A 19,714-nucleotide genomic window follows, 5' to 3' on the forward strand; every position below is an offset into this window, starting at 1 on the left:
ATAACCAATAAGCATTATTCGTTGTAAATGTCAGAAGGGAGACATGATTCCATGATCAATGTCCAGAACCTCAGTCGTCATTACGGCGACTTCACCGCCGTCAATAACGTGAGTTTTAATATCGAAAGCGGCCGCATCGTCGGCTTACTTGGCCATAACGGCGCCGGCAAAACCACCATCATGAAAATGCTGATGGGCTATCTTGAGCCTTCGTCAGGCGACATCCGCATCGACGGCAAAGACCTGCGCGAGCATTCACTCGCACTGCGCGCCAATATGGGATACCTGCCGGAGAATCCACCCACTTACCCGGAAATGACGGTGGTGGATTATCTGGACTACGCCGCGCAACTCAGAGGAACCCCTGCGGACAAGCGCCGCCAGGCGGTGATAGACGCCGTCGCCCGCACCGATTTACGGGATAAGGCGCTCAACCCCATCAGCACCTTATCCCGGGGATACCGGCAAAGAGTCGGCGTCGCCCAAGCCATCATCAACCGCCCCAAAATCCTTATCCTCGACGAACCCACCAACGGCCTTGACCCTTCACAGATACAGCACATGCGCGACCTCATCACGTCGTTGCGCAGCCACTCCACCGTGATACTGTCCACGCACATCATGCAAGAGGTGAGCGCCATGTGCGACCGCGTACTGATGATCCGTCACGGCGAACTGGCGCTGGATTCTTCACTGGCGGACCTGCAAAAATCGCAACGTCTCTTGCTGCGTAGCAGTTCAGGCCAGGCGCAGATCAAGAGCGCACTGGCGGATCTGGGCGCCTTGCGGGACATCCAGCCCATCGCTACTGATGGCGGCACGTCCACTTACGCGCTCAATACGTCTCTATCGCAGGTGGACGAAAGCTTTGTGTCCGACGTCGCGCGCAAACTCATCAGCGCCAATGTGCCCATCCTGGCGCTGCACCCGGAAGTGCGCGACCTGGAAACCGTGTTCAAGGAAGTGAATCAAGTTGCGGAGGTTCCCTATGCTGCCTGAAAAAAGCGTATTACGGATGGCTGGCAAGGAAGTCTCTCAGTTCTTCTCTTCGCCAGTGGCGTTTGTTTTCCTGGCCGCCTTTCTGGCGGTTAACCTGTTTATTTTCTTCTGGGTGGAAGCCTTTTTCGCTCGCAACATCGCGGACGTGCGCCCCTTGTTTGAATGGATGCCGCTGTTGCTGATCTTCCTGGTGGCGGCGCTGACCATGCGCATGTGGAGCGATGAGAAGCGCATGGGCACCATCGAGTTTTTGATGACGTTGCCGGTGACGCCATTGCAGTTGGTGCTGGGCAAATTTATCGCCTGCTTCATTCTGTTGCTCATCGCCCTGGCGCTGACGCTGCCTATCCCCTTCACCGTGTCTTATCTCGGGCATTTGGACTGGGGTCCGGTTATCGGCGCTTATGTGGCCACGCTGTGTCTCGGCGCCGCCTACCTCGCCATTGGCCTGTATGTCAGCGCCAAAAATGAGTCGCAAATCGTCAGTCTGATCGTCACGGTGCTGGTTTGCTCGCTGTTGTATCTGTTGGGCTCAGACACCCTGGTGGATCTGTTTGGATACTCAACGGGCGAAGTCCTCAAGCAACTGGGCACCGGCTCTCGTTTTGAATCCATCACCCGCGGCATCATTGACGTGCGCGATCTCTATTACTACCTGAGTCTAGTCGGCGTGTTCCTGGCGCTGAACGTCCTGGCGCTGGAGAAGCAACGCTGGTCCAGCAGCCATGGCGCGCGCTCCAACCATCGCGCCTGGTACGCCGTCTCCGGTCTGATGATCGCCAACCTGTTCGCCGCCAATCTGTGGCTGAGCGAAGTCAAAACACTGCGCGCGGACCTCACCGACGGCAATTTGTACTCCATTAACGACGCCACCCGCGACTACCTGAATCAATTACAGGAACCGCTGTTGATTCGCGGCTACTTTTCCGCCAAGACCCACCCTCTGCTGGCGCCTTTGGTTCCACAGCTGCGGGATCTGATCAAGGAATATGAGGTGGCCGGCGGCAATAAAGTGCGCGTGGAGTTCGTCGATCCGCAAAGCAATCCCGAACTGGAAGACGAAGCCAACAACAAATACAGCATCCGCCCGGTGCCCTTCCAGGTGTCGGACAAGTATCAAGCGTCGTTGGTGAACTCCTATTTCAACGTGCTGATCAGCTACGGCGATCAATTCGAAGTATTGGGCTTCCGCGATCTCATCGAAGTGAAGGATCGCAATGAATCGGATCTGGACGTGCGCCTGCGCAATCCGGAATACGACATCACCAAAGCCATTAAGAAAGTGCTGTACGCCTATCAGAGCCAGGGCGATCTGTTCACCACCATTAACACCCCGGTAAAACTGAACGGTTACGTCTCTTCCACCCAACAACTGCCGAAAGAACTGCAAACGTTGGCGCAGGAGCTGAATGACGTGCTGGTGGAAATCAAACAGGAGTCCAACGGCAAATTCAGCTATGAACTGCAGGACCCGAATGCGGGCGACGGCTCTCTGGCGCAGAAGATTCAGCAGGATTTCGGCATGCAACCGATGGCCACCAGTCTGCTGTCCAATGACCGTTTCTATTTCTACCTGTTGATGAACGACAGCAAACAATACGTGCAGATCGCCCTGCCCGACTCTCTCGACAAAGACGGTCTCAAGCGTAATATTGAAAGCGGCCTGAAACGCTTCTCGGCGGGCTTCACCAAAACGCTGGCGCTGGTGGTTCCAGAAAGCGACGCCAACCCTTACATGCAGCAGCTCGGTCAGCAAACCTCGCCCAGCTTTAAAACGTTGCGTGACAAGCTGATGGAAACGATGACGGTTAAAACCGTCGACCTGAAAGACGGTCTGGTTCCTGAAGACGCGGATATCCTCATGCTGGCGGCGCCGGAGTCCCTGTCCGACAAGCAACTGTTCGCCGTTGACCAGTTCCTCATGAAAGGCGGCACGGTCCTGTTGTCCACTTCGCCCTATCAAACCCGCATGACCTCCAACTCCCTCACGGCGGGCAAACATACCTCCGGGCTGGAAACATGGTTGCAGAATTACGGGATCAACCTCGCGCAGTCCATGGTGCTGGACCCACAGAACGCCAGCTTCCCCATTCCGGTCACGCGTAATGTGGGCGGTATGTCGTTCCGGGAGATACGCCTGTTGGATTACCCCTATTTCGCCGACATTCGCGACACCGGCATGAATCAGGATTCCGCAATCACGTCCGGTCTGCCTAACGTCACCATGAGCTGGGCTTCCCCCATTGAGCTGGATAAGGAAAAAACCAAGTCGCTGCAGATCACGGAACTGCTGCACTCTTCGCCGCAATCCTGGGTCTCCGACAAGTTGGACGTAACGCCTCGGGTTTCCTCCGACGGCCGCGTCAGCCCCTGGACCAGCGAAGGCGAACCCGAGTCCTATCTGGTGGGCGTCGCTTTGGAAGGGCGTTTCGAGTCCTCGTTCAAAGGCAAGGAGTCGCCTCTGTTGAGCAAAGCCGACGACGCGCAAAAAGCGGATCAGACGTCCACTGACGGCGATAAGGCCGGCCAGAAGGAAGACAAAACAGAGAAAACGCATTTCGGCGGCGTCATCGATAAATCGCCGGAATCCGCGCGCATCATTCTGTTCTCCTCTAACGAGTTCCTGAATGATCAGACCATCAGCCTGATCAGCTCCACAGAACGGGCGCCTTATCTCAACTCCATACAGTTGGTGCAAAACGCCGTGGACTGGTCGCTGGAAGATCGCAGCCTGCTGCAAATCCGCTCACGCAGCCATTTCGCCAACACGCTCTACCCGATGAGCGCAGAGCGCCAGCAGTTCTGGGAATATCTGAACTACGGTCTGGCGATCGCTGGACTGGCGTTGTTGTACGCATTGTTCCGCTTATGGTTCAACCGTCGGCAGAGCTATTACGCCGGCATGCTGGAATTAGGGAGGGCTTGATAGATGAACGCCAAGTGGACCAAATTACTCTCCATCGCGCTGGCGGCGCAGGCGGCGCTTATCGTCGCCCTGCATTGGCCTGGCTCGCAGCCGGCCTACACCCACACCGATCAGGCGCTGCTTGACCTGGAGTCCAAGCAGCCTGACGCCATTCATATCTACGGCGAAGAAACGGCGAAGGTCGACCTGAAGAAAGAACAGGACAGCTGGGTAGTGGCCAGTTACTACAACCTGCCTGTCGCCAACGGCAAAGTGGACGCCATGCTGACCAAGCTGAAAGAGCTTAAGGCCAGTTGGCCGGTGGTCACCACCGCTTCCGGGGCCAAGCGCTTTGAAGTCGCCGAGGATAAGTTCCAACGCAAACTGGAGCTGGCCCAGGGCGACGATACGCTGGCCACGCTCTATCTGGGCACGTCCCCGGGATATCGCAAAGTGCACGCGCGCCTGAATGAGCAGGACGCCGTGTTCGCGGTCAATTACGCCACCCATGAGCTTCCCATGGCCGGTAAAGACTGGGTGGACAACAAGCTGACCGCCGTGCCCGAAGAGAGCATCAATCAGGTCAAGATCAAGGATATCGTGCTGAATAAGAACGGCGATAAATGGGATCTGGAAGGCCTGCAGAGCGACGAAGTCACCAATGAGGAAGCCGCTCACAAACTGCTGGCGTCCCTGGCGGACATGCGCTTCGAGGATGTGCTGGGCGCGGAAGTTAAGCCTGAATATAACCTGAGCGAACCCAAGCTTCGCTTTACGCTGCAGTTAAAAGAGAAGAACGCCCAGGGGGAACAGTCTCTTGAGCTGAATTTCGGCAAACCGGCGGAAGGCGACTATTACATCCTCACTCGCTCTGATCGCCCGCAAGTGTTCAAGATCGACGCCAGTCATGTCGACTCACTGCTGGATCTGGAGCGCGCCCGTTTCGTCAGCGCGGCCCCCGTGACCGAGCCGGAACAAAGTGAAGTCAACCTGGGGCAACAAGGCGACGCTTCGGAGACGACGGAAGCGCCCGCCTCTTCCTGATCCGTAAGCAGCAGCCATAAAAAAGGCCCCAAATTTGGGGCCTTCTCTCATCGTATTTTATTCACAGCCACTGACTGTTTTTACTGGTTACGCCTGCGGTTTGCGACGCAGTGCGCCAGCTCCCACAACCGCTAACGCGGACAACATCAGACCAAAGGTCGCCGGCTCAGGCAGCTCCACATTGTGCTCATAAGGATGCCAGTTCAGCTGGTTGGCGCCTTGCCAGGAGTGCGCAATCACCTGACCGTCAACATGACCGCCGTTAGCGAAGATATCCGCGCCCGGCGCCAGAATGGTTCCATAGAAGCCTGCGGCCAGGTTGATCTGCGTCGCTTCATAGAAGTTGAAGATCACGCTGGTTTCATTACCCACCCAGGACCAGTCGCTGGCTTTGATTTTGTAGTCGGCGGGATCAATGTCGATGACGTCGCCCGCCACGTTGATGATCAGCTCCTGGTGCTGGCCGATATCTTTGGCGAAGAAGCCCCAGACCGATTCGAAGTCCTTCTCGCTGATATTGAAGATCTGCTGACCGCCAGAACCGTCGCCATTGAAAGTCAACGCGCCCCACTGCTCAGTCACGCCAAGGGAATCCGCCAAAGACAGCTCTTTTGACAGTTGCGTCAGCTTGGCGAATTCGGCGTCGAAATTAATCGGCAATACCGCATGATCCTTCACGGTTCCAAAAATGCCTGCGCTGGCGGTGGTGAATTGCCCGCCAACCAGAGCGTCGCCGTGGATATCGCCGCCAACATGGCTGTAATCGCCGCCGACGACAATCGCCAGTCCATCGTTTTCGCGGAAAGAGTTAAGCGTATAACCGGTAAGGCTGGCGTTACCGCCCACCGCCAACGCGCCTTCACTGTCATTTGGGGAAGACGTGAAATCGCCATGGAAGAATCCGTTGTAGTTCGCCGCCGCGCCGAGATTGACCGGCGTCGCGTAAGTGTTAGCGGAAATAGCCGCACTGAAACCGACAAGTGTGATTGCGTAAAACTGTTTTACTGAGATCATTGACCACCCTGACACATCAAAAAGAAATCCATATAAAAAAGAGGGGAAAGCGCCTGCGGCTAAATGTTTGACACTTCTAAAAGAAACTACCTGTCACCCTTTGCTAAGGCATGCGCATCATACCGGAGTCAACCCGCCAAACCCACGAGGAAGCCGTTCCCAAGGGTAAACAAATGTAAAAAACTGTAAGTGATTTCAACGCGTTAAATGCTCCAGGGTTATATCCGGCCACTGTGGCGCAAACTTGTGTCTATAATCAATCTGACGCTGATCGTTTTTTAGCCCAACAGGAGGTTGCCTGCGCCTATGGCGAAATATCAGTGGCCATCGCAGCTCAGCGTTCTGGCTCCGGCGTGCGCCCTGGCTATTGCCTATTTCCTCACTGCCCGCGCCGGTTTGCTACTATCACTGCCCGGCAGCAACGCCAGCCCGGTATGGATACCCGCCGGCATCGCGCTGGCGGGCATGATCCATTATGGCCGCAGCATCTGGCCCGCCATCTGGCTGGCGAGTTTCGCCGCGGAGCTGGTATCGCAGCAGGCGGACTCCTTCAGCAAGGTCATACTGGCGCTCGCCATTTCCATCGGCGCGCCGCTGGAGGCGGTCATCGGCGCCACCCTGATTCGTATGCGCGCGGACTTCAGTCCCTCTCTGGAAAAAAAGCAGGATGTGGCGCGCCTGCTCATACTCGGCGGACCGGTGGCCTGCGTCACCAGCGCAACTCTCAGCATTGGTCTGATGGCCAGCCTGAACGTCATACACATCCAGGACGCAGGCGCTCACTGGCTGGCGTGGTGGTTTGGCGACACCTTCGGCGTCCTGATCTTCGCCCCGATTTTGTTACTGTGGCTGCAAAAGGAAAACAGCACGCTAAAGCGACGCTTGCTGGTGACGTTGCCAGGGCTGGCGTCTTTCACTCTCGCGGTGATTTCTCATTATTATCTGGTGCAGGCGGACCAGAAACAGATTAAAGAAGACGTGCGCCAGCAGGGCGTACAACTACGCTGGTCCACCTTCAACCAGATACAGGGGATCACCAATGCCGTCAGCGCTCTCGCCCTGCTGTTTGAGGGCTCCAAGGTCATCGTGCCGCAGGACTTCGAGCGTTACGCCTCACAGTTTCGCAACTTCCATCGCGACATCAGCGGTCTGGGTTGGGCGCCCTATATTGATAAAGCCAGTCGCTCTAATTTCGAGCATTGGGCGACATTGTTGCTGGAGAAGGACTATCAGATACGCGAAACCCTGGGCCAACAGCAGATTCCCGCTTCGGAACGCAACTTCTATGTGCCGGTGTTGTATGTCACGCCCAATAATGAAGTCACCCGCGCGGCGCAAGGCTTCGACCTGTATTCCAACGCCATACGCCGCAGCGCTATTCTGGAGTCCATGCGAAAGGGCGAACTGACGCTGACCGCACCGATCACGCTGGTAGGAAACTACGGTAAAGGGGCCATCTGTATTGCGCCGGTTTACTCCAGTCCGCCGCAAAGCGCCAACTCAGATCAGAAGCGCCGGATTATGGGATTTGTCGTAGGGTCGGTTCAGATCGGCAATCTGATAGATCGTTTATCTCAGGACATCAATCTTGAACTGTTTCATATAGAAATTTTCGATATCACCGAACCCGAACAACCCGAGGCGCTGTTCATCTCCCGCCAGAGTGCGCCGGACAATCCTTTGGAGGATATGTTCACGCAAACCATGCAAATGGATATCTCCGGAAGGATCTGGCGAATATCCATAACGCCGACGCGTTTATTCATCAAACAGGACGCGTCCATCACCCCCTGGATCGCATTGATACTGGCCGTCCTGTTCGGCAGTCTGCTCACCGCGGTTTTACTGCTGGAGACTGCGCATACTGTAAAGATAGAGAAAGAGGTCATTGATCAATCACAACGACTGGTCAAAGCGGAAACCCGTTATCAGGAATTATTCACGGGGTTAAAACAGGTGATCTTTCAGGCCGATAAAGCCTATCAATGGCAAGTGCTCAACCCTGCCTGGAGCGGCCTGACCGGGGAAAATCCTGACGACGCCGTCGGCCGTGAAATGTTTCACTACTTTCACCCCGATGATTGCGACAAGCTAAAGGACGCGCTGCAGAAAATCGCCCGGCTGGAAGAGTCCAGCCTGTTTCTGGAGCTGCGCCTGAACGCCCTGCAACTGGAACGGGCGCCCTGGGTCGAAATCCATCTGCAGCGCAGCAAAGACGCCAGCGGAAAAATGGATGGCTATAGCGGTTTCATCGCCGACATCAGCGAACGCAAACGTCTGGATATCCTGAAGAACGAGTTTATTTCTACGGTTTCCCATGAACTACGCACGCCGTTAACCGCCATTAACGGTTCATTGGCGCTGCTGGATTCCGGCCGCCTCGGCCTGCTGCCGGACCAGGCCAAACAAATGCTGCATATCGCCTACAGCAACTGTGAACGCCTGCTGCGCCTGATCAACGACCTGCTTGATATCCAGAAAATAGAATCCGGCGGTCTGGAGTTCAGTTTCGAACGCCTGGATCTAAGAGACCTCATTGAGGAGGCCTTAAGCGCCAATCAGCAGCTCGCGGAAAAAGCCTCCGTCACCCTCGCCTTTGAACCGCCCGCATCGCCCGCGCTGGTGAAAGCAGACCGGGATCGTTTGCGGCAAGTACTGGATAACCTGATCTCCAATGCCGTCAAATTCTCTCCCGCCGATGAGGCCGTGTCGCTGACGTTGAATGCTCACGCCCACTATTGGGAAGTCTCCGTGCAAGACCAAGGGCCAGGAGTGCCGCCAGAGTTCCGCAATAAAATCTTCCAGAAGTTCGCCCAGGCGGACAGTTCCGACACCCGCCTCAAAGGCGGCACCGGCCTGGGATTGAGCATTTCCAGAGAAATCGTCCAGCGTCACCACGGCCAGATCGGCTACCATTCCGAACCTAACTGCGGAGCCACCTTTTACTTTCGCCTGCACGCCTTAACCAACGGCGCGGTGTGGGAAGCCCAAGCGTCCTCCTAGGGCGAAAATCTCGTAATATTCTTGCTGAAACGACCTTTCTTTGACTTTCAAATGCTTTAATTTTCTAATATTTCCCTTTTATCAGCCCAATATCGAAGGATAGGCCGCATGCCGTGGACCTGGGGATTTCTACGCGTTTCTTTTTTCGTCTGGATTGCGCTAAGCATCGTGCTGATCGCTATGATCGTCAGCATTTTCAGTTCACCGCTGCAGGATATCCTGCACCCGGAAGCCGGCAAAAGCTGGATCGCCGCCATTGATCCACGCATCGTCGCCGTGGTGCTCGGCGCCATCCTGATTCAGATTCTGATTCCCGCCGCCCGCTATTACCTGACCTTGATCAATGCGCAGCAACAGGCGCTGGCGCAAATGGACGCGTTGGTGGAAATGCTGTTCGAGGATTTCGGTTTGATGCTGTCCACCCGCAAGGAAATCGATGAGGCCGTGAAAGCCATCGCCCGCAAGTTACAGGTCAGTCGTTGGCGACGCTGGCTGCCGCTGGGCCTGACGCGGCCGTCGGAAGATCTCAACATCGACAGCAAACGCGCGCTGATGAACGGTTATTTGCAAACGCCTTTCGATAACTATGTGCGCCACATTCGCTCCCAGTTCGAAGCCTTCCGCAACGAACTACCACAATATCAAAGCGACGCCAGCAAAAAGCACAAAGGGCTGCCCTATCAGTACTATCTTTCCACCTCAGAAGGCCTCATGGACTCCTGTAATCTGGAAAGTCTGCCCAAACATCTGAAGCCGGCGGCCATGCAGTTCATCGCTCATGACAAGTACTGCATTAAGTCCTGCAACGACCTGTACAGCGACCGCTATATGAAAATATCCATTGAGACTGGCGACTACGACAGGTTCGAAAAAGCTCAGGTCGGTTTTATCGAAATGGAATGCCGCAAAGTGCTGGAAACAGCGGTTTATCTGAAGGCGTTGATCAAACTGGCGAGAAAAAGATGGACGCTGTTTCTGGACTGAAACGCGAAAGTTAAAGCTAGATCAATTAAAAAGTTAAGCGAGTATCAATTAATTAGGCGAGGCCCTGAAATCAGGGGAAACAAGAATAACTCAGCTGGCGGAAGCAGGATGCTTCAGTTTATCTTTCACGGGGCATGCGCATAAATCAGCTCCAGAAAACGTCAAAACCTAAGTTCTCAAGCGAGTATATAAGCATGCCAGGCGATCTTCAATGGCGCAGGCGATGAGTTACGTCTCTATTTGTTTCATGCGCATATTTATTCATACGCTTATTCATACGTCAGTCATCAGTCAGTTTATTCACACGGGTCGTCTATCAAATCATGAGTGAACAAGCGTCTAAGAGCACATCAAACACGTCTGCAGACCTGCTCTGGGTCGTGCAAAGCAACCTTGGCGACAGCGATGACGCAGCGAAGATAGAATCCTCCTGCCGCGGGCTGGGCTATGACTGCGCTATGACCCAGGTCATTCCGTTCGCGACGGACCTGCCTGATATCCCGAATGACAGACCGGCTATTTTCTATGACTCTTACAACTTCATCACGCACGCGCATCGCTCCGGCAGATGGAGCCCCTGCGCTTACTTCGATGAGCGCCAGTTTTTGTTCTCCGAAGCTCTTCGCCATTATGGCGACCGCCTGTTAAACGCAGACGCCCGGATTCTGACCATGGAACAGTTCGCGCAAAGCGGCGCTGACGACGAGGAAGTCTTTTTCATCCGACCGGATGGCGATTTAAAAGAGTTTGCAGGAGCGATCACCACCTTCAAAGCCTTCAAGGAGTGGGCGGATAAACTCAGACCCGGCGGCTTCACGGTGGATTTGTCGTTGCCTATGGTGGCGGCGAACCCCAAAGACATTGAACATGAGTGGCGTTTGTTTATCGTTGCAGGAAAGGTCGTCACAGCCAGCCATTATCGCGCTGACGCTAGAATGCAGGTCTCGGCTGGCGCGCCTGAGGCGGTAATCAGATTTACGGAAGCAATGGCGGCCACATGGAGTCCGGCTCCCGTATTCGTCATGGACGTTGCGGTCTGCGCCGGAGAGCTTTATGTATTAGAAATTAACGGCTTTAACAGTTCCGGCTTCTATGCCTGCGATATCGAAACTATCGTGCGGGAAGTCTCCGCCTATACACTCTCCCACTAACAGACCATGCTAGCTGGCGGCGTGAATTCAACCGCCAGCGACCGCATGCCAGATAAAGACGACATAGGAGCCAATCCAACTCAACGGCAACAGCAGTCCCGGCAGGATCAGCCAGAGTATCCATTTCGGCTGTGCTTCCGTTTGACGCGGCTGGCGCAACGCCATCAACGCCTGTCCGCCGTTCATATGAGGCAGCGGCAATAGATTGCATGCGGATAGCTTGGTCGCCACCAGGGCGAATAGCAGAATGAAGTTATTGTTGGCGGCGAATACGGCGCCTTCGCGTAAATATTCCTGTGCAACGGACAGGGGACTAAACGCCCCCAGAAAAATCTGTGCGAAGGCGGCGCCGAAACTACGCCAGCCGTCTTCGTAAACGCCCAATGCGAAAGCCAGAACAAAGAAACATCCAGAAAGTGGAATAACCGCCCTGATCCAGGTCGGCTGGCAATCGTAGGCGTCAGGCGCCGGTTTAACGTCATCCCCCTCACCTCGCTCTTCTCGCGTATCCTTGAGTTTGACGTAACCCGTGAGAAGAATTGCTCGAATGCTGACAATGCCCGTCTGCAGCAGGAGAGGTCCGGAGCCGATACTGATCTCCCTGACTTTGACGCCAAACGCTCTCGCGCACACAGCCATCAAGGTCAGGTGTAGAGGCATGTAAAGCAGAACGGCGAGCAGTAGGGCTATCTCAGGCGGCATCGATAAACTCCGATCATCGCTTTATTTATGATCGGCTAGAGTACCGCCCTGGCTGACCAAAGCAACCCGAGAATGGCCTCTTCTTACTGAGATGGGGCCCCTGCGGCGGGAGCCTGGGTCGGCGTCTCCACCAATCGGAACCCGTTCACTTGATAGCGGACATCAACGCCATTGGCGTCGCGACTGACCAACTGCATTGACTTAGGCGGACTGTACCAGGAGCCGCCACGCAGGACGCGGCGTCGGCAGTCTCCCGCCGTGCGCGCGGAGCCATCCGCTGGAACGCCTTTCATGGACTCACTCCAACAATCCTGCACCCACTCCCACACATTGCCATGCATGTCATACACGCCCCATTCGTTAGCGGGGAATGAGCCAACTGGCGAAGTGAATTGCCATTTATCGGCGCCGCTCACCAAGCCGCCACAACAATCGTCCTTACCGTAATTGGCGAACTTGTGGCCAACCTGATCCCCCCAGGAGAAACGCTTGCGACTGCCTGCGCGCGCGGCGTACTCCCACTGCGCTTCCGTGGGTAACTGAAAGCTTCTGCCGGTTTTGGCGGTCAGCCAAGCGGCGAATTCTTCCGCGTCATTCCAGCTCACGCTGATCACCGGATTACGTCCCCGGCCCCATCCGCGATCATCCGCTTTATTCGTGCACCCGCCATCGGCGACGCAGGCGTCCCACTGCTCAAAGGTCACTTCATAGGCCATGATCTTGAACGGCGTCAGCGTCACTTCCTGCCCCGGATTGCCGCCCCATAATACGCCGCCGTCATCAAAGCCCATGCGGTACTTGCCGCCAGGAATATCGACAAAGGCGATGTTCAGAGATTCCAGCGCGTCCTTCTCAACCAAAAACACCTGTTCGGTAAACTGCTCTCCACTGATTTCCGTCCACCGGGTCAGCTTCTCATACCCCGGCGCGCTGACTTCCAGCAAATAGCGGCCTGGGTCCAGCGGAATGCCCTCTTCGTACTTAGGCTGAATATTGAGAATACGAATTTTCGCATCCACAGGCGTCACATCCACCGTAAAGGCGGTTTTAGCCGGCTTCAGCGACACATAATGCGAACGGTGGTCGGCGCTGTGATTCAACATAAAGGTTTTCGGCCAGAATCCTTTAGCGGTCACCTCAACCTCATAGTCACCCTCAGGGAGCGAAGCGCCCGGCGTATAGGCGCTCTCCTCGCCGGCGAACTTCACTGTCGCCCCTACCGGCTCCGTCACCACCACAAAAGGAAAGGTCGGCGCGGGCCGGGTCATATTTTTATACGCCCCATATCCCACTACCGCAGCAATCATCAAGGCGACGCCTAACGCGCGCCAGACGCCGGAAGACACTGAGCCGCCCCGTTCCGTTCTGCGCGTGGAGGTAGGACTCTCCTGCGCCGCCGTTTCGCCATGAGCCGTTTTTAACGATTCGACGGTAAACAGACAGGTTGCTTCCGTATCCACCGGGACATTTTTAATCGCTTCCAGATGGGCGCGAAACTCGTCCAATGACGACAATCGGCGCTCTGGCTCCTTCGCCAGCAGCAAGTCCATCAACTGCTGATACATGCGCAGATGCAACGGCAACGGCGGCGGCGGTTCCTGTTTGTGCTTGATGCCCAGACTGATCGGATCGGTGGCCTCGAACGGTACGGCCCCCGTCAGCATCTGATAGAACACGATGCCCAGACTGTACCAGTCGGCGCGATGATCAAGCTGTCGTCCCATGGCCTGCTCGGGGCTCATATAAGGAGGCGAGCCCAGTATCGAGCCTGTCGTGGTGAGGTCGCCGCGATGATACAGGGATTTGGCGATGCCGTAGTCCGACAGCACCGGCGTATCATCCGCGCGAAACAAAATATTGCCCGGCTTGATGTCGCGATGAATATAGCCCAGCTTGTGGGCGTAATTCATGGCCTCCGCCAACTGCAGAATAATGCGCGTCGACTCTTCTCTGGTCAGGCGACCGGAACGGATACGCTCCGTCAGCGAGCCGCCTTCCATGAACTCCATGGAAATAAAGAACGTGTCTTCAAAAGGCGCAATGTCGTATATCTGGATGATATTCGGGTGATTCAGCTTGGCGGTGATTTGCGCTTCCTGAATAAACCGTTGACGAAACTCTTTGTTGAGACAGATAGCCGGAGAAATAATCTTGATGGCGACGATGCGGTCCGCGAGAAGCTGTCTGGCCTTAAACACTTTGGCCATTCCGCCTTCAGCGACTTCATCAAGCATTTCATAGTTGGGAATTTGAGGAGATACGGTGATCACGCTGCAGCTCCAGTCCATTAGTCACTTATCGGTCATTCGATGTTCAAGCATACCGGCGTAAACGGAGCTTGAGTCCTTTCCTTCAGAAAGCGCGTGTGCACGCATTTTCAGGGTATGTCGGGCGCGAAGCGCGCCGCTGATGATCCGCGCCCTAACCAAGGGCGACATGCCCGCATTATGACAAACAGAATTTAGAACGTGAAGCATTGCGCCTGAAAGCCCTCCCATAATTAATGCAGTGATCATCATGGCGACGGAAATTGACTGGGCAGTTAGGATCCGCATCCATAAGCGATAATTTATCACCATTACTTTCAACAACATGGACAACGCGTCGCGGGACCTTCCTCCGCACGCTATTTCAAGGGCGACACCTTAATCAGTTTCGGCGCTGAGCTCGATTGGCCGTTTACCCTAGGGACTGTGGACAATCGTTAATTCCGTCGTTATATCCAACAAGAACGAACTTATTGCTTTCGTTAATTGGACATTTAATGGCCATATGCTATCCCTTATAACTGTGATGCGACTATCAGTCATGTTTTCTTCATTCGAAGAAGCGTGAGTCAGATGTAATCCCAAACGACCGGATCGAACGACCGGCCGGACAGGGACCAGCGCCCTGCCCCGCCCAAGGTTATGCACATGGATAAGTTGGATCGCCCCATCGCAATATCCTCTTCATGTCGCCTCGCCCGGATTGAATAACTACGCCGTCTATTAACTACGGAGAACACTATGCCTTGTTCATAGGGCGCCCAGCTCTTTTTATTTAACGCCGTTCATATTTGACGTTTCTATTCATAACGCACAGGGAAAGAGCATGAATCGAAGAGATTTCATCAAGACAGCCGGAGCCGTCTCACTACTGCCTAATGCGGCGCTGGCGTACTATCCCTCTTTGCCGGAGTCCTCATTTCCGACTTCGATTATGCAAGGAGATCTGACCCCATCCGAGGGGGTGCTGGACATCATCGCCGGCGCCCTGCCTGGCGACATACATGGCCATGTGTTTATGGCGGAAGGAATTCCGCTGGAGCGCAATCAGCTGACGCCCACGGGCAAAGGCGCCCTCACCCGCCTCGACTTCGGCCCCAATGAGACAGCCTTCAAACGCAAAATGATCGAAACCCATTCGTCTATCATGCAGGAGCATGTCAGCGGGTTATTCGACAAATTTTATTTACTGGGAGGCACTGTCTACTACAGCCCTAATCTGGGCTTCATGAACTACTGCAACACCGCGCCGAATTATATGGGAGATAACCGCTTCGCGCTGAGTTACGAGGGCGGCCCTCCCTATGAGTTTGACGCCGTGAGTCTGGACTTGATTACGCCTGTCGGCAATCCCGGCGAGTGGCGCACCAGCCTTCCGCCCATCGCAGACGCTCTGACCCCAGATAAGTGGCTATTCCCTCAAGTGCGCACCACGGGGCATCCGTTCTTTGATCTGGAGCGCGGCGAATGCTTCACCATCAATTACGGCGGCGTCATCGGCGAGCTGGGAACTTCCGACGGTTATCTGCGCCTGATCAGGTGGAATCTGCAGGGGGCGCTGGAGGCCTGGAACGTGGTCAGTCGTCAGGGCGCCAACGCTTATTTGACCGCCACCGCCCACTCCCTTGGCGTCACACGCAACCATATTCTCATCTTCGAAACCGCGGCCAGGGTGGAAGCCACCCGCATCATGGGAACCCGCATCGTCATTCCGCAGAAGCACCGTACTCCCGTGTGGATCATCCGCAAAGCGGATCTGACCAGCGGCGCGGAGCAGGTCGTTGCGGACTATATCGAGCTAGACTTCGATACCTCCGACATCATGTGCAACTACGACGACTACGATGGTGAAGTCACCCTATACGGACAGTATCTGGGAGCGATGGATAAGTCCGAACAGCAGTTTTACCTTGAGTTGCTGCACTTCGGCGGCTGGGTTCCTTCCGAGGTAGCCGGGTATCCCACAGCGCCGGTGGATGTCGGCGGACTGGTGCAGGCGCGCATTAAAGTCAGCGCTGATTCCGCCTGGGAGATCAAAGAAGATTTCCGCCTTATCCGCGATGAATATCTGTTGTGGGACATGAACGACCCGGCCTATCGGGGGCATTTCCAGTTCCCAGAAACCTTTGACCATATTTACTGGGCCGCCATCGGTTATCGCCCCGAACACCTGGTCAAACGGGTGGCGGACGCCTATCGCAAATATCCCAACCGTCTCTTCAATAACGACAACCTGCCGCAAACCGCCATTCCTTCGGCGCTGGTGCATATGGATTGCCGCAACATGCTCATTGCGGACGCCTATCAGTTCCCCGAAGACTGCGTTATGCGCACGCCGCAGTTTATGTCGCGGCCAGGCTCTCTGGCTCAGGATGACGGCTATATCTTCACCGCCGTCGTTCGCAAACACCCCAGCGGCCCTCAGTCCAACGGCAAAGAGTTCTGGCTGTTCGACGCGCGCAATTTGGCGCAGGGACCGGTGTGCATACTCGGACACCAGAATCTGAACTTCGCCACGACCAACCACGCCCTATGGCGGCCGGAAATCGGGCAGCGCCCGGCTGACGCCTACAAAGCCGATTACGCCGACTTTTTCCGCGAAAAAATGCCATGTCACTCACAACAAGTCAGGGAGGTCTTAGAAACCTACATTCTTCCGAGATTCAGCTAGACGCATATCAGGCAGTTCATGAATGCGCTGGTTCGGCCCACAAAAAATAAGCATAAGTTTTTGGAGAACGAACATGACGCGTATAAAAACCAGTCTTTTATTGCTGATCCTAATTCTTGTTTCCGGCTTTTCCGTATCCTTGTACTCCCGCAATCAGGAGTCCGAAAAACTACAGAACTACCAAGGCACCTATGAGTGCTCGCCTGGGGCCATTTATGACCCCGCATCTATAGAAGAAGTACAGGACATCGTCCGCAACGCGCTGGCCGAAGGCCACACTGTAATGACCGGCAACCGCAAGTTCGCCAGTCAAATTGACGCCGCCTGCACGCAGGACGGCGAGGTCCAGATCACCTTGAAAAACATGGACAAGGTCGTCTCCTTCGACGCCAGTTCCAAAACCGTCACCGTACAGGCGGGCATGCGCTTCAATGACTTGAACGAATTTCTGCGCAGCCAGGAGTTGGCGGTGAATATGGTGACGGAACTCGGCACGTTCACTATCGGCGGCATGCTCGGCAGCGGCACCCATGGGTCCACCCTGGCCAAGCCCAGCAATATGATCGCCGATTATGTCACGGAGCTGAAAATCGTCGACGGACTTGGCGATGTGCGCACGCTCACAGGCGAACAACTTAACGCCGCCCGGGTGAATCTTGGCGTTCTGGGCGTGGTGGTGGAAGTGACCATCCAACTGGAAGACGCCTTTAAAGTCGCCGCCAGCGTGCAAGGCTTTCGCTTCGACGACAAGCTGGAAGACGTTATCCTCAATATCGCCCGCAGCAACTATTCCGCTAATATCGCCTGGTTCCCCGGCCTCGGCAGATACACTGTCACCACCTACAACCCTGTGCCGCTCGATACTCCCGGAAACGCCTATAACGCTCAGGCCGATGTCTCCGACGCCCAGGAATTCTTCTTCGGATTGCTATTTGACGCACTGCACGAAGTGCCAGGGTCCGGCTTGCAATGCCTGGCGGCGGCGGTGAGATTCAGCAGTCGCTCCACCTCTTATTATCGCGATGTGGACACAGGGAAAGTGCTGGAGTCCCCCATTGGCCACTCTGATCGCATGCAATATTTCAAATGCAGAGACCCCAATAAATGCATCTGGGATCGCTTGCCAATCGCCCTGCAGGAAGTCGCAATCCCTATTGACGATTTACCTTCATGGATCGCTGACGTTAGAAAAATACTCGCTGCGCATCCACGCACCTGCTTTCCTCTAAACGGCATTTACTTTCGTTTCGGCAAAGCCTCTCCAAGTTATCTCGGTATGAACGCAGGGCGCGACTCCGCCTATCTCGGCATCGAATATACGCTGAGACAGGAAGGCGCGGCGGTTCCCAAAAACTATTTCGTAAACCTTGAAATAGAACAAATGTCCTTACGTAAATATCACGCGCGACCGCATTGGGGGAAAAACTCCGTGGCGATATTTGAGGATATGCCGACTCGCTATCCTAAATGGAATGACTTCCTCGCGTTTAAAGCGGAAGTAGATCCTTACAATATTTTCACAAATCCATTCTGGCGCAGAGTCAGCGGTGAAGATCCGCTCAACAATTATTTAACTCCAGGCTGCAATGCAAGAGGCGAATGTTATTGCCAGGCGGATGAACATTGCGCAACAGGAACCTCCTGCACCTCCGGAGCCTATTACGGCGACGCCAATATATGTCGATAAAGAAATATATATAACGATGTATTAATTCGGCAAAAAGACCGCCAGCTACGTCAGTTCAATATATGTACGCCGGCGGTTTTTCAACCCACCTGGAACTAGACCAAAAGATATAAATCTTTTTATGGATAGCAATTTATCCGGAGATTGAAAATGATATTACGCGCCTTAACCGTATTAATGACTTTGTTCATTAATTATGCTACCGCCACCACTTTGGACGATATAAAACCTCATTCGCCCACGAAAACCCCTTGGAACGAACAGTGGTTTTATTACATAAACGATCCAGCCGTGGGCTATATAAAGGTGAGCCTGCAGACTTACATCATGGGCGACGCACCCAGCCTGCAGGAAAAAGGCTATATTCACGTGGTGTTTACACCTCGGGTGGGGGCGACCAGGGTCTATGACTATTTTTTTGACGATGTGCAACTATCTGACGGGGACCCAGAGGACCCCTACTCATTCAGCTATAGCATTCCAGGTGTGGTGGAAGCGAATCAGAACCGCATTGAGCTGACCCTTCCGGACCTCTATTTCACATCAGAAAGGCTTGGAGCCCATGATCATTACTGGGGCTGGCCAAACCCGGGCGCCACTCCATTCGGATTAATCGGCGAGCTGCCATTTATAGAAAATCGCTGGTTCGTATTTAGCCTCGGCACCCTGACTCGTTATTCATATAGCGATCAGTATGTCTCTCATGAAGGCCAGGCTATCGCTTACATCGATAAACTATGGACCCGGAATCAAGGAAAAGGCTTCGCTTATATCATGGCGACTTCAGATAAGGTCAGACTGATGTTTTCAGGGGGAGAAGACGGTGGAATCCCCATTGAACTCTGGGCGGGTAAGTACAAGTCGCCGACAGAAAACGTGACATTTTATCCATCAATAGAAGGTTTGAGCGTACATAAGACCCTTGATGCCTGCTCAGGTGAAATAACAGTTGAATTTAGTAAACTTACGCATAAACTTGTGCTCCACGCCAAAGCCGACCGGCAAGACTTTTACGACTCGGAAATGCCGTCAATTATCGTTTTTAAGGCGGATAGACCTGTCATGAAAACGATGAATGCAAAGCTAACGATCGACTTATACCACTTTAATAAACTGGTAGAGCAAACGCATTTGCCGCAGGGAATTTTAGAGTTTGGCGGAGATTGGTATTGCGGTCGCAAATAAACAATCTAATTGAAAATATGGCTAAATGTCCGATTTACGGAATACAAAATAATCGTTAGTTTAGTCGCCGATCCTCGTTCTTAGTTTTATTTAATAAAAAAT

General features: G+C 54.4%; 13 protein-coding genes. 9 read left to right on the forward strand and 4 right to left on the reverse strand.

What is annotated here, in order from left to right; genetic code table 11:
• Positions 1 to 51: 51 nt before the first annotated feature.
• From KP814_RS12750 to KP814_RS12760, 3 genes are read left to right on the forward strand one after another with little or no spacing between them, the layout of a single operon-like run.
• The gene (locus tag KP814_RS12750; protein ID WP_216737127.1) at positions 52 to 999 is read left to right on the forward strand and encodes an ABC transporter ATP-binding protein; all 948 of its coding nucleotides are present in this window, start codon (positions 52 to 54) and stop codon (positions 997 to 999) included.
• Positions 989 to 3,925, forward strand: a complete 2,937-nt coding sequence (locus tag KP814_RS12755; protein WP_216737128.1) for a Gldg family protein — start codon at positions 989 to 991, stop codon at positions 3,923 to 3,925. The genes KP814_RS12750 and KP814_RS12755 overlap by 11 nt, the downstream gene beginning before the upstream one ends.
• A gap of 3 nt (positions 3,926 to 3,928) precedes the next feature.
• Positions 3,929 to 4,948, forward strand: a complete 1,020-nt coding sequence (locus tag KP814_RS12760) for a DUF4340 domain-containing protein (protein WP_216737129.1) — start codon at positions 3,929 to 3,931, stop codon at positions 4,946 to 4,948.
• 87 nt (positions 4,949 to 5,035) lie between these two features.
• On the opposite strand, the gene KP814_RS12765 is transcribed toward KP814_RS12760, so the two are convergent.
• Positions 5,036 to 5,962, reverse strand: coding sequence for a choice-of-anchor A family protein (locus tag KP814_RS12765; RefSeq protein WP_216737130.1), 927 nt, complete (start codon positions 5,960 to 5,962; stop codon positions 5,036 to 5,038).
• A gap of 306 nt (positions 5,963 to 6,268) precedes the next feature.
• Between KP814_RS12765 and KP814_RS12770 the strand changes: the two genes are divergently transcribed.
• From KP814_RS12770 to KP814_RS12780, 3 genes are all read left to right on the forward strand, one after another.
• Positions 6,269 to 8,965, forward strand: a complete 2,697-nt coding sequence (locus KP814_RS12770; protein ID WP_216737131.1) for a CHASE domain-containing protein — start codon at positions 6,269 to 6,271, stop codon at positions 8,963 to 8,965.
• A 108-nt stretch (positions 8,966 to 9,073) separates the two neighbouring features.
• Entirely contained in the window at positions 9,074 to 9,949 is an 876-nt protein-coding gene (locus KP814_RS12775; protein ID WP_216737132.1) for a hypothetical protein, read from the forward strand.
• A gap of 323 nt (positions 9,950 to 10,272) precedes the next feature.
• Positions 10,273 to 11,100: an ATP-grasp domain-containing protein gene (locus KP814_RS12780; protein ID WP_216737133.1), complete on the forward strand. Its 828-nt coding sequence runs from the start codon at positions 10,273 to 10,275 to the stop codon at positions 11,098 to 11,100.
• 27 nt (positions 11,101 to 11,127) lie between these two features.
• Here the strand turns inward: KP814_RS12780 and KP814_RS12785 are convergent, their stop codons facing one another.
• The 3 genes from KP814_RS12785 to KP814_RS12795 all read right to left on the reverse strand — a co-directional run bounded on the left by KP814_RS12785 (position 11,128) and on the right by KP814_RS12795 (position 14,396).
• Positions 11,128 to 11,802 carry a site-2 protease family protein gene (locus tag KP814_RS12785; RefSeq protein ID WP_216737134.1) on the reverse strand — a complete coding sequence of 225 codons (675 nt, stop codon included), beginning with the start codon at positions 11,800 to 11,802 and terminating at the stop codon, positions 11,128 to 11,130.
• An 83-nt stretch (positions 11,803 to 11,885) separates the two neighbouring features.
• Positions 11,886 to 14,072, reverse strand: coding sequence for a bifunctional serine/threonine-protein kinase/formylglycine-generating enzyme family protein (locus KP814_RS12790; RefSeq protein WP_216737135.1), 2,187 nt, complete (start codon positions 14,070 to 14,072; stop codon positions 11,886 to 11,888).
• Between the two features lie 21 nt (positions 14,073 to 14,093).
• Positions 14,094 to 14,396 (reverse strand): hypothetical protein, encoded by a 303-nt coding sequence (locus KP814_RS12795; RefSeq protein ID WP_216737136.1) that lies wholly within the window; start codon positions 14,394 to 14,396, stop codon positions 14,094 to 14,096.
• A gap of 499 nt (positions 14,397 to 14,895) precedes the next feature.
• Between KP814_RS12795 and KP814_RS12800 the strand changes: the two genes are divergently transcribed.
• The 3 genes from KP814_RS12800 to KP814_RS12810 all read left to right on the forward strand — a co-directional run bounded on the left by KP814_RS12800 (position 14,896) and on the right by KP814_RS12810 (position 19,612).
• A complete protein-coding gene (locus KP814_RS12800) occupies positions 14,896 to 16,740 on the forward strand; it encodes a carotenoid oxygenase family protein (RefSeq protein ID WP_216737137.1) in 1,845 nt (614 codons plus the stop codon).
• Between the two features lie 73 nt (positions 16,741 to 16,813).
• Positions 16,814 to 18,427 carry a D-arabinono-1,4-lactone oxidase gene (locus KP814_RS12805; RefSeq protein ID WP_216737138.1) on the forward strand — a complete coding sequence of 538 codons (1,614 nt, stop codon included), beginning with the start codon at positions 16,814 to 16,816 and terminating at the stop codon, positions 18,425 to 18,427.
• Between the two features lie 150 nt (positions 18,428 to 18,577).
• Positions 18,578 to 19,612 carry a hypothetical protein gene (locus tag KP814_RS12810; protein WP_216737139.1) on the forward strand — a complete coding sequence of 345 codons (1,035 nt, stop codon included), beginning with the start codon at positions 18,578 to 18,580 and terminating at the stop codon, positions 19,610 to 19,612.
• Positions 19,613 to 19,714: the final 102 nt, after the last annotated feature.

The sequence above is a fragment of the Hahella sp. HN01 genome (genome assembly GCF_018986435.1).
GTDB lineage: Bacteria > Pseudomonadota > Gammaproteobacteria > Pseudomonadales > Oleiphilaceae > Hahella.

What these genes read in the sequence shown, in the direction of transcription:
- KP814_RS12770 (WP_216737131.1), top strand. Translation starts at nt 6,269, where the DNA reads ATGGCGAAATATCAGTGGCCATCGCAGCTCAGCGTTCTGGCTCCGGCG.
- KP814_RS12800 (WP_216737137.1), top strand. Translation starts at nt 14,896, where the DNA reads ATGAATCGAAGAGATTTCATCAAGACAGCCGGAGCCGTCTCACTACTG.
- KP814_RS12810 (WP_216737139.1), top strand. Translation starts at nt 18,578, where the DNA reads ATGATATTACGCGCCTTAACCGTATTAATGACTTTGTTCATTAATTAT.
- KP814_RS12785 (WP_216737134.1), bottom strand. Translation starts at nt 11,802, where the DNA reads ATGCCGCCTGAGATAGCCCTACTGCTCGCCGTTCTGCTTTACATGCCT.
- KP814_RS12795 (WP_216737136.1), bottom strand. Translation starts at nt 14,396, where the DNA reads ATGTTGTTGAAAGTAATGGTGATAAATTATCGCTTATGGATGCGGATC.
- KP814_RS12750 (WP_216737127.1), top strand. Translation starts at nt 52, where the DNA reads ATGATCAATGTCCAGAACCTCAGTCGTCATTACGGCGACTTCACCGCC.
- KP814_RS12780 (WP_216737133.1), top strand. Translation starts at nt 10,273, where the DNA reads ATGAGTGAACAAGCGTCTAAGAGCACATCAAACACGTCTGCAGACCTG.
- KP814_RS12775 (WP_216737132.1), top strand. Translation starts at nt 9,074, where the DNA reads ATGCCGTGGACCTGGGGATTTCTACGCGTTTCTTTTTTCGTCTGGATT.
- KP814_RS12755 (WP_216737128.1), top strand. Translation starts at nt 989, where the DNA reads ATGCTGCCTGAAAAAAGCGTATTACGGATGGCTGGCAAGGAAGTCTCT.
- KP814_RS12765 (WP_216737130.1), bottom strand. Translation starts at nt 5,962, where the DNA reads ATGATCTCAGTAAAACAGTTTTACGCAATCACACTTGTCGGTTTCAGT.
- KP814_RS12760 (WP_216737129.1), top strand. Translation starts at nt 3,929, where the DNA reads ATGAACGCCAAGTGGACCAAATTACTCTCCATCGCGCTGGCGGCGCAG.
- KP814_RS12805 (WP_216737138.1), top strand. Translation starts at nt 16,814, where the DNA reads ATGACGCGTATAAAAACCAGTCTTTTATTGCTGATCCTAATTCTTGTT.